Here is a 16,263-nt window from a genome sequence, read left to right on the forward strand (position 1 = left end):
CCCTTGAAGATATTATAGGTTTAATATTGTGCTTTTAAGAATTTGATATGGTAACACAAGTTTAGGGAATAATTGTGGATAAACAAAAAATTGCCGCAGTTGATTGGCTTTATCGGTCAACTGCGGCGACTAAGGCAGCTTTGCTTTAGAAGGATAAGTATTTTTTGATGAGTGGATGGACCTTCGCGGGATAACCAAATACATACATGACTGCCTGATCACCTGTATTGACCGGTAGGAAACGCTCAGTACAATTTAAGTCAGTCAGTATTTTCGCTATCAGTTCATTCACCAGTGGTACATCGTACCAGTCACCTGAACTACCTGGTGTTACTACGTAAGCGCTATCCTTGCTAAGAATAGTGAACTTTTCACCATTTGCATCTGCCCACACATTCAGGTGGTTCAGTGTACCCAGTGACTTCGCTTTATATTCCTGCATCAGCTCAGCATATGGTACCGGGGCTTCACCCGTTTCAGCATCATACCGCAATATCCTGTCGTGTTCATCAAGGAAATTAATCAGGAAGGTTCCTGGATGCCCGGATATTTTCCAGAGTGTTTCGAGTTGACTATCGCTATAGTGAGGCGGCACCAGCGATGCTTTACGGAGGTCTGTAACTATGGTGTGCAGCTGTATTTTTGCAAATTTGTATGCCTTATCTATAGCCGCTGCCATTTGCCTGTTTTCGGAAAGCTGCCCTGGCGTATTTAACCATTCTGCTTTACCGTTGTCGATCAGGATCTTTGCCAGTTGATAACAGCGGGCGTCAGCGAAGTCCCGGGTGGCTTCCAGCTGGGTAATAATAGTTCTCAGCAGACTATCGGTTATATTACCCTTGTCCATCTTTTCCACTACATATAGCGCATCATCAAAGGTTGAAAGACTTTTCAGCAGTTCGTATAATTCATTGAAATATTTAGGGCCATCAAAGCGAATCAGCATACTCAGTGCCAGGCCGGAAAAGGAGCGGTGTTTCAGGTGTTCCCGGGCAATAGGTATTACACGTTCATCTCCATACAAAAAACAGCATTCCAGCACGCCCGGAAGATTTTTATCTGCTTTCAATGCCAGTTCTCCTACACGGTCTTGCACCAGTTGGTTACCATTTTCTGCAATCACCCGCAGGCAGTCACCCAGGCTATAAAAGTTCAGGTTCGTTTCCAGGTAAGGCAGCATACTGGCTCCTTTTTCACTATGGCTGAGCCAATAGATCAGTCGATCAGGTACCGTCGAGTTGCCGGACATCAGTCTCTTTTCGAATACTTCAGGGAAACCACTGAGCTTCACAGTACCTGCCAGTTCTACTGCTTTTTCTTCTAACTCAGGTTGGCTAACGGCTGCGAGGATAGCCTGGATCATCTGGCTGTCAGTGATGGCGTAAGTAAGCTCATCACTGTTGTTTTTGGTAAGCGCGCCTAAAAGAGCATTGCATTGAGCAGCATCTTGTCCGTTCAGGATCCTTACAATGCGAAAGATCACCGAAGGATCTTTCCTGCGGAAACACTTTGCAAGACTACTGATAGTAAGCACTTCGCTTTCTGATTTCGCTTTTGCTTCAGCCCTTGATTTTTCCAATCGCCCGGCGTCAGTAATTACGTTAATGCGGGTGTCGGGTTCTATTTCCGGTTCAGCGGGTTTAGGTGGATCATTCTTGTAGGGATAATCTTCAGTTGTAGACTTTTTGATTGTTTTGGCAATGAAACCAACGGCCACAAAAGTACCAATAAGAAGGTATTTGACCACTACATAGTTCGAGGAAAAGGGCATAGCATGTGGTGTTTGAACAATCCCGCAAAGGTCAAACACGAATCTTTAAATTCCTAATGTGTTTTTGCCTGTTAATAGAGTAATGCGATCATCCAGTCGGATATTTCCTTCTAACTGAAAGGGCGTATCGGCAATGGCAACAGGTACTTCCGGATGCTCCCTGTTAAAAGGAAGCAGGACAGGATCAGGGGTATGATACTCGTCAGGTGTGCTTTGAGCTGTGCGTGTTTGCTCAGGCCCAAAGCCACCTGTGAATGATTTCAAAATGTGCTGATAGCTTATCTGAAACCGAATTTTCCATTTTGATTTTCCCATTTATCAACAGCAGGAATTGCTTCAATCACATCCCAGTGTTCTGCAATCTTTGCATCTTCCACACGGAACAGGTCATAGAATGTGCTGTGTACACCTGCCATCTGTCCTTCACTGATCACGGGTACAAAGTTACCTTCTCCCGGCACTTTGTGAATAGCTGAATAACTAAAGCCTATTTTATTGGCAGCAAAGTATGCCAGTGCCTGTTGTAAACCTTCCACGCCATCGGCAATATGTGGGTTGTGTTGCACATAGCCGTGTGCCTTAATGTATGCAGGAATAACAGACGCATCACCACCCACCAGGAATTTTTCCACAAAACCCTGGATGAATAGCTTGTTCTCCGCCGTCTTGTCCAGGTCTGTAATGGTAGTCGTGCCATCAATCATAGTATGTCCGTTAGCGGTAGGAGAGACGGGTTCCCGCAGGTTATCCCACTGCTATGTGCCATGGCCGCTTTCATGAGGTCGTTGAAGAGGATATCCTGCTTTAAACTCGTATTTAGTGATGCTGGCGGCCATATTTTCCTGGTAGGAAGTTAAGGAATAGCTGACAGCTATCACTACAGGAAGTAAATATTCGTAAAAGGGAGCCCGGTAATAAGGCTAGCTGGAGCGTAATGTATCGGAATTGAAACTGGTAATGATCAAATAGTGCCGGTCAAAGAGTTTTAGACAGGTATAAACAATGACCAAAATCAAAGAAAAAGCGACCGTAGCTCTAAGTTTCTTTAAAATAGTGAGCGAAATTGCAGCCACATAAATAACAATTAACGGTAAGAAAGTTACTGAACGGTATTTGTAAAACATGTGATCCGGGGAGGCCTCCCAGGCATAGATCAGCTTAACGATCAAACATGTCAAATTCGTGATGGCAAAAGCAGCAGCTATAGAATTGGAAGTAGCAAGATAAAGGTGAATCACCTTACGGAGTTTTGCAAAAAACAGGCAGGCTATCAGAGAACCAATTGCGGTTATACAATGAGTCAGGAGTAGGGATTCTTGTATGTACACAAACGGTGAAAATAAAAAAGGCTGCTCGATTGAGCAACCTTTCTACTGGTACCGCGTACGGGAGTCGAACCCGTCATTCCTCCGTGAAAGGGAGGCGTCTTAGCCGATTGACCAACGCGGCTTAATCTTAAGCTATGGCGCGATTCCATAATTGGATTGCAAAGGTAAGCGGGATTTTCATTTTTCCAAAAAAAATTTCGTTAACTTAAAATTCTATTGCTTTATCCCCGTCTAGCATGTAACTTCGCAATCAATTTTTTTCAATCTCAACAAACTCAGTGTAAAATGGGAACTAATCTTAAAATCGGTATTAATGGTTTCGGTCGTATCGGCCGTTTGGTATACCGTCAGATCTTCAATATGCCAGGTATAGACGTGGTAGCTATTAATGACCTTACAAGTCCCGCAGTTTTAGCTCACCTGCTGAAATACGATTCAGCTCAGGGTCGTTTCGATGCTGATGTGAAGCACTCCGATAACGCTATCTCCGTTAACGGACATGAGGTGAAAATTTACGCTCAGAAAGATCCTTCTCAAATTCCTTGGGGTAACCACGGTGTTGACGTTGTAATCGAATCAACAGGTTTCTTCGCTGATAAAGACAAATCAGAAGCTCACATCAAGGCTGGTGCCAAGAGAGTAGTGATCTCTGCTCCTGCTACCGGTGACCTGAAGACTGTAGTATTCAACGTAAACCATAACATCCTGGATGGTAGCGAAACTATCATTTCCGGTGCTTCATGTACTACAAACTGTCTGGCTCCAATGGCTAAGGTACTGGAAGATAGCTTCGGTATCGAACTGGGTGTTATGACTACCATCCACGCTTACACCAACGACCAGAACACCCTGGATGCTCCTCACGCTAAAGGTGACCTGCGTCGTGCCCGTGCTGCTGCTGCTAACATCGTACCTAACAGTACTGGTGCTGCTAAAGCTATCGGCCTGGTTCTGCCTAGCCTGAAAGGTAAACTGGATGGTAACGCACAGCGTGTTCCAACCATCACTGGTTCCCTGACTGAACTGACTACCGTTCTGAAGAAGAAGACTACTGTTGAAGAAATCAACGCTGCTATGAAAGCTGCTTCTAACGAATCATTCGGTTATACTACAGACGAAATCGTGAGCAGCGACATCGTTGGTATCAGCTTCGGTTCACTGTTTGATGCTACTCAGACCAGGATCGTTTCTGTAGGAGACAAACAACTGGTTAAGACTGTATCATGGTATGACAACGAAATGAGCTATGTGTCTCAGCTGGTTCGTACCGTTAAGTACTTCGCCAGCCTGATCAGCAAATAAGCTTTATAGATCATAAGATGTAAATGGTGAGTGGTAAATGGTGAAATTTTTTTCCGCCATTCACTGTTCACCATTTATCGTTTATTCACCAGAGAGATAAACCAGAACAAATGAGTAAATTTTCCAATTTCAACTTTAAGGGTCATAAAGCAGTAGTGCGCGTTGACTTTAACGTGCCACTGAACGATCAATTCCAGATCACAGATGATACCCGCATGACCGCAGCTGTTGCTACCATCAAAAAGATCCTTGCTGATGGCGGTAGCGTAATCCTGATGTCTCACCTGGGTCGTCCAAAAGACGGTCCTACCGATAAATATTCACTGAAACACCTGGTTAACCACCTGATCAAATTGCTGGATGGTGTGACCGTTAAGTTCGCTACCGACTGCATCGGTGAAGTAGCTGAAAAAGCTGCTGCTGCCCTGCAACCAGGCGAAGTGCTGCTGCTGGAAAACCTGCGCTTCTACAAACAGGAAGAAAAAGGTGATAAAGAATTTGCAGGAAAACTGTCTAAACTGGGTGACGTATATGTAAACGACGCATTCGGTACCGCTCACCGTGCACACGCTTCTACAGCAGTGATTGCTGAATTCTATCCTGCTGACAAACGTATGTTCGGTCTGCTGATGGAAGCTGAAGTAGGCAATGCAGAAAAAGTACTGCATGGCGCTGCATCTCCTTTCACCGCTATCCTGGGTGGTGCTAAAGTGAGCGACAAAATCCTGATTATCGAAAACCTGATGGAAAAAGCTAATAACATCATCATCGGTGGTGGTATGGCTTATACTTTCCTGAAAGCTCAGGGCAAAGAAATCGGTAGCTCTCTTTGTGAAAACGAGAAACTGGACCTGGCACTGGAACTGCTCGCTAAAGCAAAAGCTAAAGGCGTAGCACTGATCCTGCCTGTTGACTCAGTTGCTGCTGATAAATTTGCTGCTGATGCAAACACCCAGGTTGTTAGTAATGATGCGATCCCTGCTGGTTGGATGGGCCTGGATATCGGACCTAAATCCGTAGCTATCTTCAGCGAAACTATCCAACAGTCCAAAACCATCCTCTGGAATGGTCCTATGGGCGTGTTCGAAATGAAGGCTTTCCAGAATGGTACCAAATCTGTAGCTGATGCCATCGTGCTGGCTACAGCGCAGGGTGCATTCTCCCTGGTAGGTGGTGGTGACTCCGTTGCTGCTGTGAACCAGTTTGGCCTGGCTGAAAAAGTAAGCTATGTATCTACAGGTGGTGGTGCAATGCTGGAGTTCTTCGAAGGTAAGACCCTGCCAGGTATCGCTGCTGTAAAAGCATAATTTTAAGAATAGATATTTTTCCACTGAACGCTCCTGCCACCAGCAGGAGCGTTTGGTTTTTTTATTATCTTGATGCAATGAGAAAATTATCGCGCCACCTTTACTTCCAGGTTATCATTGCTATCATCATTGGCATTCTCGTCGGCCACTATTATCCACAAATAGCCCCTACCGGAGAATTGATCAGTACCATCTTCATCAACCTGATCAAGATGCTGATTGCTCCCATTATCTTCCTCACCATCGTACTCGGTATTGCCAGGATGGGAGATATGAAGAAAGTAGGTAAGGTAGGCGGCAAGGCCTTACTCTACTTCGAAATCGTTACTACCCTTGCTATCACTATAGGCCTTATTGTGGCTAACTACCTGAAACCAGGTAGCGGTATCGACTTCTCTGCTGTCTCGGGTGCCGACATTGAAAAAGCAGCCAAAATCCAGCATGATGCTGCCGGTTTTAGCTGGACGGAATTCCTGCTGCATATCGTTCCTGCCAATGCGGTAGAAGCCTTTGCTAAAGGTGAAATTATCCAGGTACTGGTTTTCGCTATCCTCTTTGGTTACGGTATTACCAAACTGAACGGAAAAGGAAATGGCCTCCTGAATACATTCGAACGGATCTCAGAAGTCTTTTTCAATGTCCTGAAGTTTATCATGAAACTGGCCCCTATCGGAGCCTTCGGCGGCATGGCCTTTACCATCGGTAAGTTCGGCCTCAAAGCGCTGCACCCCATGATCTCACTGATGCTCTGTGTATATCTTACCATGTTCCTCTTTATCTTCATCGTACTGGGAACAATCGCCTATCTGTATAAATTCAGCCTCTGGAAATACCTCCGGTTTATTAGCAACGAATTGCTCATCGTACTGGGCACCTCCAGCTCCGAATCTGCCCTGCCGGGTATTATGGAAAAGCTGGAGAAAATGGGTTGTCATAAAGAAGTAGTAGGTCTAGTCATTCCCGCTGGTTATTCTTTCAACCTGGATGGCACGAGCATTTATCTCAGTATGTCTATGATCTTCCTGGCCCAGGCAGCAAAAGTAGACCTCAGCATCTGGCAGGAATTAACCATCATCGGTATATTAATGGTTACTTCCAAAGGTGCTGCAGGCGTAACAGGTAGCGGTTTTATCGTACTTGCTTCCACGCTGGCCGTGATCAAAGTAATCCCTGCAGGTGGCCTTGCACTCCTGATCGGTGTAGATCGTTTCATGAGTGAAGCCCGTGCCATCACAAACCTGATTGGTAACGGGGTAGCCACTATCGTAATGGCTAAAAGTGAAAAAGCCTTTGACGAGGAAAAGTATAAGCTGGCTATAGGTGTTCAGTAATATTAATTACATTTAGCTTTTCCCCCCTTATGAATGTGAAGTACCGTATTGCTGCTTTTATATATTGGCTGCTTGCAATATATAGCTGCTCTGTGCATGCACAGGAGTCGGCGCTTTCATATTCATTCCGCCATCTTGATCTCAGTGATGGATTAGCCAGCAATCATGTATCTGCTATCTTACAGGACCGTAAAGGTTTTATCTGGATCGCCAGCACTGCCCTGCAGCGCTATGATGGAAGTAACCTGATCACTATTGCCAGCTTTGATAAGGTGCCGGGCTCTATTTACTACGACGATATCTGTCTTTGTGAAGATAAGAAAGGGAGGATATGGATGGGGGCTCCCGATAATATCCGTTATTATGATCCCGTTACCTCCAAAGTAAAAGTGCTGAAGATGGATATGCTCCCTGTGGGTACAGGCAATGTATATTGTAGTCATATCATACAGGATCATGCAGGCATCATTTGGGTCACTACCCAGGAAGGACTGTACCGTTATGATGAAAAAGGAGCCACCTTTGTCATTCCTGCAGAAATACCTGCCGCAGACAGGGCAGAAATGTACAGCGCTATTATCGAGGATAAAGCGGGTAATCTCTGGATCAGCGGGAAGCATGGCATTTACATGCTCAGTGCCGATCGCAAACACCTGTATCACCGTAACAACAATCCCCTGCACATTCCATTGCTCTATTCGCAGACCAGCGTAAAGCAGTTCTTCATCGATAGCCGCGAACGCCTTTGGGTAGCGGGCAGACTTGGCGACACCCTCTACTGCTATGTACCGGCACAAAACCAGTTGAAAGCATGGCCATTCAGGATCAATAAACCGCCAGAAGGTAATATGGTCACCGATATAACGGAGGACAAGGACAAACAGATCTGGTTAGCAACTGTGCTGGGGGGCATTTACCGTTATGATGAACAAAGCAACAATTTCCACGTAAACATCCGCGCAAATAATGATGACGACAAAAGATTCCACTACGACTTTGAAGTCAACTGTTTCCTGAATGACAGGGATGGCCGTTTATGGATAGGTACGGACAGGGGATTGAACATTTTGAATCCGCCTGATCGCGCATTTCACATCATGGATCAGCGGGATCCAAATGCAAAATTACCCCGTGCAGAAGTAACCGATCTTTTCCAGGATGATCTGGGGAATATCTATGCCGGCTTCTGGGGCAAGGGCTTTAGCTGGCTCTCACCCTCCCTGCAATTAAAGCGGCAGTTGATAGCGGAAGTACCTGAGGAAAGAGGACTGGTATGGAGCTTTGCCCAGATGCCGGATGGAAAGGTATTGGTAGGGCAGGAGAATGGCCGGCTCTCGGTCTTTGATCCAAAACAGGGAAAGTTTACAGCGCATAAACACAAAGACCTCTTTGGTGATCAGACATTGATGAACATATTGCCTGAAAATGACAGCACCGTATGGATAGGTTTGTATAAAAAAGGATTGGTACGCTGGAACCCGGTAACAGATACATTTGCCGTTTGCCAAAACCTGCTGAACAAAATTCGTCACCCTATCACGGTCATGGATATAGCCAGGCAGGGAGATAGTACCTTATGGCTGGCGACCAGCGATGCAGGGTTGATCAGGTATAATCATATCAGGCAAAAAATTGAATCCAGGGAACTATTCCCTTATGGACAGTTATCCGTTAGCAACATCACCTGTCTGAATCTGCTGGATGATACCACGCTGATAGCAGGAACAGAACATGGGCTATGGGTATACGATATCCGCCGCCACACCGCCAATCCCCTCCTGATTAATGGAGATCTCTTTGATGAATGGGTACTGAGCATGCTCCCTTCCGGCAGCAGAGGTTTATGGTTTACAACGCCCTATGGTTTTTATCGTTTTAACAGGCGGAACTTCGGCCTGGAAACCTTTGTACAGACAGGACAGATCATAGACAATAACCGGAAGGTGAGAAGACGGATTGTCCGGCTGGCAGATGGCCGCCTGATGATTGGTGCTTCCGATCATTTTGTAGTGCTGGATACTGCCGCATTGAAAGTAGCACCTTCGCCACCGGATGTGACGATCATTAATTTCAAGGCTATGGATAGCAGTATGCAGCTAAATAGCCTGTATGATAAAAGTGCTCCGCTGGCACTCAATCACCGGCAGAACTTTATCAACATAGAATTCAAAAGCCTGCAATACCATCATGAAGCGATCCGGTATTTTTATCAGCTGGATGGTGTGGATGAAGATTGGGTACAGGCCAATGGGGTACTGGTAGCCAGGTATACGAACCTGCCCCCTGGCAATTATGTATTCAGGGTACGGAGTATGAATACAGCAGGTACATTTTCAACAGGTGTCACGACCCTGTACTTTAATATCCTGCCTGCTTTCTGGCAAACCACCTGGTTCCGGCTACTCGGCCTGCTCCTGGTCATTGCTGTTATCTACACTTATTTCAGGATCAGGATTTACCTGATCAAAAGAGAGGCGCGCCGCCGTACGGAAATAGAACAACAGATAGCCCAGCTGGAAATGAAAGCACTGCGGGCCCAGATGAATCCACATTTCATTTTCAATGCCCTGAACTCCATTCAGGCATTTATGATGAAGAATGAAACGGAGCAGGCACTTTCTTACCTGAGTCGTTTTGCAAGACTGATCAGGAATGTACTGGATAATTCCCAGCAAAACAGTATCACGATTTCGCAGGAAATCAAAATGCTGGAAAACTATATAGAGTTAGAAAAACTGCGTTTTGAAGATCAGTTTGATTGCGATATCCGGATAGATGATGAACTGGATCCTGACTACATGGATATTCCAACTATGATCTTACAACCCTTTGTGGAGAATGCCATCTGGCATGGTTTACTGCACAAGAAGGAGCGGGGTATGCTGCGGATCAGCTTTACAAAAGAGATAGATCGAATATTGTGTACGATAGAAGATAATGGTATTGGCAGGGAGAAGGCGGCTGCATTGAGAACAGGGGATGAGCATCATTCCCGGGGAGTGCAGATAACACAGGATAGATTGGCCTTGTACAATAAGCGTTTTAACCTGGATATGACTTTTGATATAGAAGATCTGCCAACGGGTACCAGGGTAAATGTATGGTTCCCGCTGGATGAAGAATAAAAACATTTATGAAAGAGGGAATGCACCCGGGGCAATGAAAACCTCTTTCCAGGATAAAAAAGGTTGTATTGAAAGTAATTTGAAGGTATTGAGCGTAGCATCATCAACAAGGCTCTCCTTCAGGGTTCCCGGGTTAACGCCGGGAAGTGTTACTTTCGATACAACCTTTTTCAGTTATTTTACCAATTACCGCTGGCACCACCTCCGCTTCCGGAACCACCGCCGAAGCCACCAAATCCGCCACCGCCTCCGCGGTCGCTATCACCAAATCCACCCCATATAGGGCCGATCCATCCACGACGGCTGATAGTAGTACCTCCGCCACCACCACGGTTGCGCAGGATCGAGATAATCACAACAATAATAATGAGCAGTATCACCAGGCCCGGTGCATTGCTGGAATCCTGGCGCCGGTTGGGTGTTCCTTTGTATTCTCCTTTTGACGCTTCTATGATCCTGTCTACCGCTTCATCAAAGCCCTGGTAATAGTTGCCGTTTCTGAAGTTAGGTTTGATGTTCTCATCGATAATACGGTTGGCGATCGCATCTGGTACTGCGCCTTCCATACCTGAGCCGACTTCAATACGGATCTTTCTGTCGTTGATAGCAGCCAGTATGAGGATACCATTGTTTTTGTCTTTGGTACCGATTCCCCAGTCACGCAGAATTGCCAGGCCTACTTCGGCGATATCCCTTCCATTGGTAGAAGGAATGGTCACAATGGCAATCTGGGTAGAAGTGGTATCGTTAAACTGTAACAACTTATCTTCCAGGCTAGCCGCCTGATCGCCCTGCAGAACACCTGCCAGGTCATTTACCAGCCGTGGTGGATTAGGGCGGGCAGGAATTTTTAAATCCTGTGCCTGTACCATTCCAGTGACTAAGAATAAACCTATAAGCAGGCAGTATACTTGCCTCATCTTCATTATTTTTATTGTCCTCATCTCCCTACTACAATGTCATCCGGTAATTCGTTAATATCATCTCCTTCATGCGGAAAGTGTACACAAAGTGCTTCGCCTATTTCGATGATGCAGGCAGCTATGCCTTTAACCACCTGGCCCTGGGCAAAATGTGCCAGCATGCTTTGTGATTTTTCTTTCCAGAATTCCTGACCTACTTTTTCATGAATGCCCTTATCCCCCGCAATCGCATATTGTTTGTCTTTCAGTGCAAAGTAGAGCAGCACTCCATTACGTAGCCTGGTTTTTTCAAGGCTGAGCCGAACGAAGATCTGCTGGGCCCTGTCTAAAGGATCTACAAATTTGCAATGGCTTTCAACAAATACCCGGATTTCTCCGCTGGTCATTCTTTCCGCATGGCGGATAGCCTGCACCAGTTGCTGTTTTTCTGCTTCGGTAAGCAGTTCTTTTTTGGGGAATAGGCGCATAGATGAAATGTATTAGAACTGCACTTTAGGCGCATTTTCAGCACCCTTATCTGCCATATAGTATTCTTTGGCTTTGAAGCCACCGAAACCAGCTACGATATTGTTAGGGAAAGTGCTGACAGTGCTGTTAAAGTCCTGTACAGCAGTAGAAAAGTCGTTGCGTGCTACGGTAATGCGGTTCTCAGTACCTTCCAGCTGTGCCTGCAGGTCACGGAAGTTCTGGTTAGCTTTCAGTTCAGGATAAGCTTCTGAAACGGCGAGCAGTCTGCCCAGTGCAGTACTCAGCTGGCCCTGTGCTGCCTGGTACTGTTGTACTTTTTCAGGAGTCAGGTCATCACCTTTGATCGTGATCTGGGTTGCTTTTGCTCTGGCTTCCATTACCTGGGTCAGGGTTTCTTTCTCAAAGTTGGCAGCACCTTTTACAGTAGCTACCAGATTCGGGATCAGATCCGCCCTGCGCTGATACTGTGCTTCCACATTGCTCCACTTGCTTTTTACAGCCTGGTCCTGACGCACGATGGAGTTGTATTTGGAAACTCCACAGCCTCCAAAAATGACTACTACGGCAAGAATAATGATAAGTGTGAGCGTACTCTTTTTCATTTGTGCTAAGATTTGTTTACAATAATAACAATGTTAATGCCTGTTTGTATTGCCCTGATTTTCTGTAAATTAGTATAGTGAGTAATAACAGGCTTATCCAAACCTACAAGAAATTACTCAAAGTACAAGGAGTTATTATGCTAAAGCCTGCTAACCAACTCGCTGAACAATGACCGCAGGAACGATAAAAGGACTATATTTTACTTTCACAAGAAAGAAATAAGCATTGGTGAAAAAGTCAGTCTGCGAATGTATGTTTCTCTATAATTTTGGTGGCGTTTTCTTATTGTGAATACCCTTAGGAATACTTTTCATTCGATTTGTACCTCTATTTTTCAATAATTTGAATTTAAGTCTGCTTCAATGAGTGCACAACACATCCATATTCTGTATATCGATGATGAGATTCACAACCTAAATGCGTTCAAGGCATCTTTCCGTAGGCTTTACACGATTTTTACGGCAAGTTCGGCTGAGGAAGCAGTGAAAGTGTTGGAAAAGGAAGAAATCCACATCATCATTTCAGATCAGCGGATGCCCAAAATGACCGGGATTGAGTTTTTTGAATCTATTCTGGACAGGTATCCTGAGCCCATCCGCATACTGCTGACAGGGTATGCCGACATCAACGCAGTGATTGATGCCATTAACAAAGGTCAGGTGTATAAGTATTTCTCCAAGCCATGGAATGACGAGGACCTGCGTCACAATATTGAAAAGGCATTCGAAGTATATGCCCTGCGTAAAGAAAATAAGGAATTGACAGCAAAATTGCTGGATGTAAATGAGAAGCTGGAGTTCCTGCTCCGTCAAAAGCTCATTTCTTAGTCATGAAGTGAATGGTGTTGTCGTATATCTGGTAGTTCAACTTTAATTGCTTACAGATCTCATCGAGAAAATCTTCCACCTTTTTATCTTTTTCAAGGCTGCCCGAGAAGTGTGTATTTTCAAAAGAAGGTGCTGCTGAAAAGTCCATTTTGAGCCCAAACCAGCGTTGTAATACTGGTCTCAGCTCTTCCATCGGCTTGTTGCGAAAGCGATAAACGCCCTGCCGCCAACCCAGGGTCACGGTTTCATCGAACCTTTTTACCTTGAACCGCTCGCCGGGATGATAAATGGCCTCAAACCCGGGCTTGAGCGTTACATCAAGACTATCTCCTACATCTGTCACCACAGTACCTTGCACCAGAGAGGTTGTCACTGTATTGTTATCATAAGAATTGACGTTGAAAGCCGTACCTAAGGCTATCACGGAGGTCGTTCCTGTGTGTACGATAAATGGCCTTTCCGGATTATGCGCTACCGTGAAGTAAGCTTCTCCTTCCAGGTATACTTCCCTTGTTTTGCCGGGGAAGATAAATGGAAAACGGAGGGTAGAGCTGGCATTGAGATGTACTTCTGTACCATCTGCCAGTTCAATGTGATAATCCTGCCTGGGGGGCACGGTCAGCGTATTCCATTCCAGCGATTTGCTCTGGTAAATGGTATCCGGATGGATGTTTTTGATGGCAATGGTGCCGGAATCACCTACTACTTTGATCGCGGTATCTGTTGTAATCACCTCCCCGTTACTGGCTGCCGCAGGAGCATGGGAAGAAAATACAGGTCTCCCTGCCATTTGCGGAAATACAATGCGATAATGGTTGGCTGTTTGATGAGGTGCCTGCTGGCGTGCAGGGATTAAAATGTATGCAGCGGCGGTAGCGCCTATAGCAAGAACGATTGCTGCCGCTACCCGTACTTTTTTCAGGAATTTCAGTACCCTCATATATACAGGTGTTGGTTCCAGAATGGCCTTAATTTTCAGCCAGTCCGCTTCCACCTGGAGGTCTTCCAGGAAAGCACTGTCGGTGTACAATATGGCTTCTTCATATTCCTGCCAGCAGCGCCGCACATTTTCATTGTGATGCATTTCCTTCTGCAGCAGCTTGTCTTCCACTTCAGTTAAATCGCCAAGTTGCTTACGCAGTAGTAAACTGTAAATATACTCTTGGTCGTATTTCATTTTTTTATAGAGTGGTTACGAGGGTTTTTAAGATAATAATTACGTTGAGTCTTGGTTTTATATATTGCGTCATGGAACGGGTTATCTTTCAATAGCCATGATCAGTGGTGTTGTAATCGACGTAGGCACCAGTGCCGGACCCGTTTCGCAGGGTGGGCAGGTCGCTTTATATTGTTGTGCAGTAACAAGCGCTGCCTCCTGCAGCTGGCGACATCTGGCATCTACTATTTGATAGAAAAAGCCGCCGGGGGCATGTTCTATCTCCTGATATTGCCGGGTCTTCCATACTTCTATAAATATCTTTTGTACTATTTCCCTTGCCTCGTCCATATTCCCCAACATTGTACTGGCTTTCAGACAAAGAGGTTTGTAATATTTCATAAAGAAGTACTGATAGGCCACCAGGGAGTTATCCTTCGTTAATGCGGATAACATAGCGGTATCCTCGCTGGTAATCATATGAATAAGGTTATTTTGGTTAGTTAGTCTCCCAATGTGCGCTAGGTATCATGTCCCCAATACCCTCTAAATGTCGATAGAAAGGTTGAGATTTCTGTTAATGTGATGTTAATGAATTCCGATTTCTGCGCTTAAGCACTAACCTGATATTTTTTTCAAATCTGAATGGCCCCTGGCCGGCTTTATCTATCAAAAATGCCTCACTTCACCCCCCATTTCTAGACTTTCCCTTAAATTGCAGCTTTCTAAAGAAAAACTTAGTGGAATATGCAAGTTTGGAAAGATTATCAGACAAAGAATAAAGAACGTTTCCTGGAAGAATTGCTGGCCTTGTTGCGCATTCCTTCCGTAAGCGCAGACTCCCGTTTTAATAAAGATGTAGCGGATTGCGCTGAAGCCGTGAAACAACGCCTGGTTGAAGCAGGTGCTGATAAGGTGGAAGTTTGCCCTACTGCCGGCCACCCGATTGTATATGGAGAAAAAATCATCGATGCGGCCCTCCCGACCGTATTGGTATATGGTCACTACGACGTACAGCCAGCCGATCCCCTCGAACTCTGGGAGAGCGGTCCGTTCGAACCCGTGATCAAAGATGAGAAGATCTATGCCCGCGGCTCTGCTGACGACAAAGGCCAGTTCTACATGCACGTGAAGGCTTTCGAAACCATGATGAATACCAACTCTGTACCCTGCAATATCAAATTCATGATTGAAGGGGAAGAGGAAGTAGGTTCTGCCAACCTGGGCATCTTTATCAAAGAAAATAAAGAAAGACTGAAAGCAGACGTTGTACTCATTTCTGATACTTCTATGCTGAGCCTGGAAAATCCCAGCCTGGATACGGGTCTCCGCGGCCTGTCTTACATGGAAGTAGAGGTAACCGGCCCTAACCGCGACCTGCACAGTGGTGTATACGGTGGTGCCGTAGCAAATCCTGCTACCATCCTGTGCCAGATGATCGCATCCCTGCATGACGAAAATAACCACATCACCATCCCCGGTTTCTACGACAACGTACAGGACCTGAGCAAGGAAGAAAGGGCTGCCCTGAACGCAGCACCCTTCAACGAAGCTGAGTATAAAAAAGACCTGGGCGTAGATGAACTGTGGGGCGAAAAAGGATATTCCTCTATCGAGCGTACCGGTATCCGCCCTACCCTGGAGGTAAACGGTATCTGGGGTGGCTATACCGGCGAAGGTTCTAAAACAGTACTGCCTTCAAAAGCACATGCCAAGATCTCCATGCGCCTGGTACCTAACCAGGACTGGATCCAGATCTCTGAACTGTTCAAGGCTCACTTCGAAAAGATCGCACCTAAATCCGTAAAGGTAAAAGTAACAGCACACCACGGTGGCAGCCCTTATGTAACGCCTACTAACCATGTGGCATTCAAAGCAGCCAGCGAAGCTATCAGGACAACTTTTGGTAAATCTCCCATTCCGGTGCGCGGAGGTGGTAGTATTCCTATCGTAGCACTGTTTGAAAAAGAACTTGGACTGAAGACCATCCTCATGGGCTTTGGATTAGATAGCGACAACCTGCACTCTCCAAATGAGAAGTATGGTCTGGCTAACTATTATAAAGGAATAGAAACCATTCCTTATTTCCACAAGTTCTTTGCGGAAATGAATAAGAAATAAA

Annotated in this window: 14 protein-coding genes and 1 tRNA gene; 6 read left to right on the forward strand and 9 right to left on the reverse strand. The window is 45.6% G+C overall.

All coding sequences use genetic code 11. The features are described 5' to 3' along the window. Positions 1-145 precede the first annotated feature (145 nt). The 4 genes from U0033_RS24610 to U0033_RS24625 form a co-directional block, all read right to left on the reverse strand. Entirely contained in the window at positions 146-1,771 is a 1,626-nt protein-coding gene (locus tag U0033_RS24610) for a hypothetical protein (RefSeq protein ID WP_072365991.1), read from the reverse strand. Between the two features lie 45 nt (positions 1,772-1,816). Then, a complete protein-coding gene (locus U0033_RS24615; protein ID WP_143150954.1) occupies positions 1,817-2,035 on the reverse strand; it encodes a hypothetical protein in 219 nt (72 codons plus the stop codon). A gap of 14 nt (positions 2,036-2,049) precedes the next feature. After that, the gene (locus tag U0033_RS24620) at positions 2,050-2,475 is read right to left on the reverse strand and encodes a nuclear transport factor 2 family protein (RefSeq protein WP_072365995.1); all 426 of its coding nucleotides are present in this window, start codon (positions 2,473-2,475) and stop codon (positions 2,050-2,052) included. A 670-nt stretch (positions 2,476-3,145) separates the two neighbouring features. After that, positions 3,146-3,220 (reverse strand) — tRNA-Glu (locus U0033_RS24625). A 164-nt stretch (positions 3,221-3,384) separates the two neighbouring features. Between U0033_RS24625 and gap the strand changes: the two genes are divergently transcribed. The 4 genes from gap to U0033_RS24645 all read left to right on the forward strand — a co-directional run bounded on the left by gap (position 3,385) and on the right by U0033_RS24645 (position 10,164). Beyond that, positions 3,385-4,401, forward strand: a complete 1,017-nt coding sequence (gene gap / locus U0033_RS24630; protein WP_072365999.1) for a type I glyceraldehyde-3-phosphate dehydrogenase — start codon at positions 3,385-3,387, stop codon at positions 4,399-4,401. A 110-nt stretch (positions 4,402-4,511) separates the two neighbouring features. Continuing rightward, a complete protein-coding gene (locus U0033_RS24635; protein ID WP_072366002.1) occupies positions 4,512-5,708 on the forward strand; it encodes a phosphoglycerate kinase in 1,197 nt (398 codons plus the stop codon). Positions 5,709-5,785: 77 nt separating this feature from the next. Further along, positions 5,786-7,039: a C4-dicarboxylate transporter DctA gene (dctA, locus tag U0033_RS24640; protein ID WP_072366004.1), complete on the forward strand. Its 1,254-nt coding sequence runs from the start codon at positions 5,786-5,788 to the stop codon at positions 7,037-7,039. Positions 7,040-7,068: 29 nt separating this feature from the next. Then, the gene (locus U0033_RS24645) at positions 7,069-10,164 is read left to right on the forward strand and encodes a ligand-binding sensor domain-containing protein (protein ID WP_072366005.1); all 3,096 of its coding nucleotides are present in this window, start codon (positions 7,069-7,071) and stop codon (positions 10,162-10,164) included. A 179-nt stretch (positions 10,165-10,343) separates the two neighbouring features. Here the strand turns inward: U0033_RS24645 and U0033_RS24650 are convergent, their stop codons facing one another. Genes U0033_RS24650 through U0033_RS24660 form a run of 3 tightly spaced genes read right to left on the reverse strand, consistent with a single transcriptional unit; the run spans position 10,344 to position 12,157 of the window. Further along, positions 10,344-11,084, reverse strand: coding sequence for a TPM domain-containing protein (locus U0033_RS24650; protein WP_143150955.1), 741 nt, complete (start codon positions 11,082-11,084; stop codon positions 10,344-10,346). A gap of 20 nt (positions 11,085-11,104) precedes the next feature. Next, positions 11,105-11,554, reverse strand: coding sequence for a TPM domain-containing protein (locus tag U0033_RS24655; RefSeq protein WP_072366009.1), 450 nt, complete (start codon positions 11,552-11,554; stop codon positions 11,105-11,107). Positions 11,555-11,566: 12 nt separating this feature from the next. After that, positions 11,567-12,157, reverse strand: a complete 591-nt coding sequence (locus tag U0033_RS24660) for a LemA family protein (RefSeq protein ID WP_072366011.1) — start codon at positions 12,155-12,157, stop codon at positions 11,567-11,569. 363 nt (positions 12,158-12,520) lie between these two features. Here U0033_RS24660 and U0033_RS24665 point away from each other — a divergent pair, with 363 nt between their 5' ends. Further along, a complete protein-coding gene (locus tag U0033_RS24665) occupies positions 12,521-12,985 on the forward strand; it encodes a response regulator (RefSeq protein ID WP_072366013.1) in 465 nt (154 codons plus the stop codon). On the opposite strand, the gene U0033_RS24670 is transcribed toward U0033_RS24665, so the two are convergent. After that, on the reverse strand, positions 12,975-14,162 hold the full coding sequence (locus U0033_RS24670) for a FecR family protein (protein WP_072366015.1): 1,188 nt from the start codon (positions 14,160-14,162) through the stop codon (positions 12,975-12,977). The genes U0033_RS24665 and U0033_RS24670 overlap by 11 nt on opposite strands. An 81-nt stretch (positions 14,163-14,243) precedes the next feature. Continuing rightward, on the reverse strand, positions 14,244-14,621 hold the full coding sequence (locus tag U0033_RS24675; protein WP_072366017.1) for a sigma factor: 378 nt from the start codon (positions 14,619-14,621) through the stop codon (positions 14,244-14,246). Between the two features lie 267 nt (positions 14,622-14,888). Between U0033_RS24675 and U0033_RS24680 the strand changes: the two genes are divergently transcribed. After that, complete coding sequence (locus tag U0033_RS24680) at positions 14,889-16,262, forward strand: dipeptidase (protein WP_072366018.1); 1,374 nt, start codon at positions 14,889-14,891, stop codon at positions 16,260-16,262. Position 16,263 lies beyond the last annotated feature (1 nt).

It is taken from the genome of Chitinophaga sancti, from assembly GCF_034424315.1.
GTDB lineage: Bacteria > Bacteroidota > Bacteroidia > Chitinophagales > Chitinophagaceae > Chitinophaga > Chitinophaga sancti.

Excerpts from the sequence above, each read along its gene's own strand:
- U0033_RS24610 (WP_072365991.1), bottom strand. The coding sequence starts at position 1,771 with ATGCCCTTTTCCTCGAACTATGTAGTGGTCAAATACCTTCTTATTGGT.
- U0033_RS24620 (WP_072365995.1), bottom strand. The coding sequence starts at position 2,475 with ATGATTGATGGCACGACTACCATTACAGACCTGGACAAGACGGCGGAG.
- gap (WP_072365999.1), top strand. The coding sequence starts at position 3,385 with ATGGGAACTAATCTTAAAATCGGTATTAATGGTTTCGGTCGTATCGGC.
- U0033_RS24635 (WP_072366002.1), top strand. The coding sequence starts at position 4,512 with ATGAGTAAATTTTCCAATTTCAACTTTAAGGGTCATAAAGCAGTAGTG.
- dctA (WP_072366004.1), top strand. The coding sequence starts at position 5,786 with ATGAGAAAATTATCGCGCCACCTTTACTTCCAGGTTATCATTGCTATC.
- U0033_RS24645 (WP_072366005.1), top strand. The coding sequence starts at position 7,069 with ATGAATGTGAAGTACCGTATTGCTGCTTTTATATATTGGCTGCTTGCA.
- U0033_RS24650 (WP_143150955.1), bottom strand. The coding sequence starts at position 11,084 with ATGAGGCAAGTATACTGCCTGCTTATAGGTTTATTCTTAGTCACTGGA.
- U0033_RS24655 (WP_072366009.1), bottom strand. The coding sequence starts at position 11,554 with ATGCGCCTATTCCCCAAAAAAGAACTGCTTACCGAAGCAGAAAAACAG.
- U0033_RS24660 (WP_072366011.1), bottom strand. The coding sequence starts at position 12,157 with ATGAAAAAGAGTACGCTCACACTTATCATTATTCTTGCCGTAGTAGTC.
- U0033_RS24665 (WP_072366013.1), top strand. The coding sequence starts at position 12,521 with ATGAGTGCACAACACATCCATATTCTGTATATCGATGATGAGATTCAC.
- U0033_RS24670 (WP_072366015.1), bottom strand. The coding sequence starts at position 14,162 with ATGAAATACGACCAAGAGTATATTTACAGTTTACTACTGCGTAAGCAA.
- U0033_RS24675 (WP_072366017.1), bottom strand. The coding sequence starts at position 14,621 with ATGATTACCAGCGAGGATACCGCTATGTTATCCGCATTAACGAAGGAT.
- U0033_RS24680 (WP_072366018.1), top strand. The coding sequence starts at position 14,889 with ATGCAAGTTTGGAAAGATTATCAGACAAAGAATAAAGAACGTTTCCTG.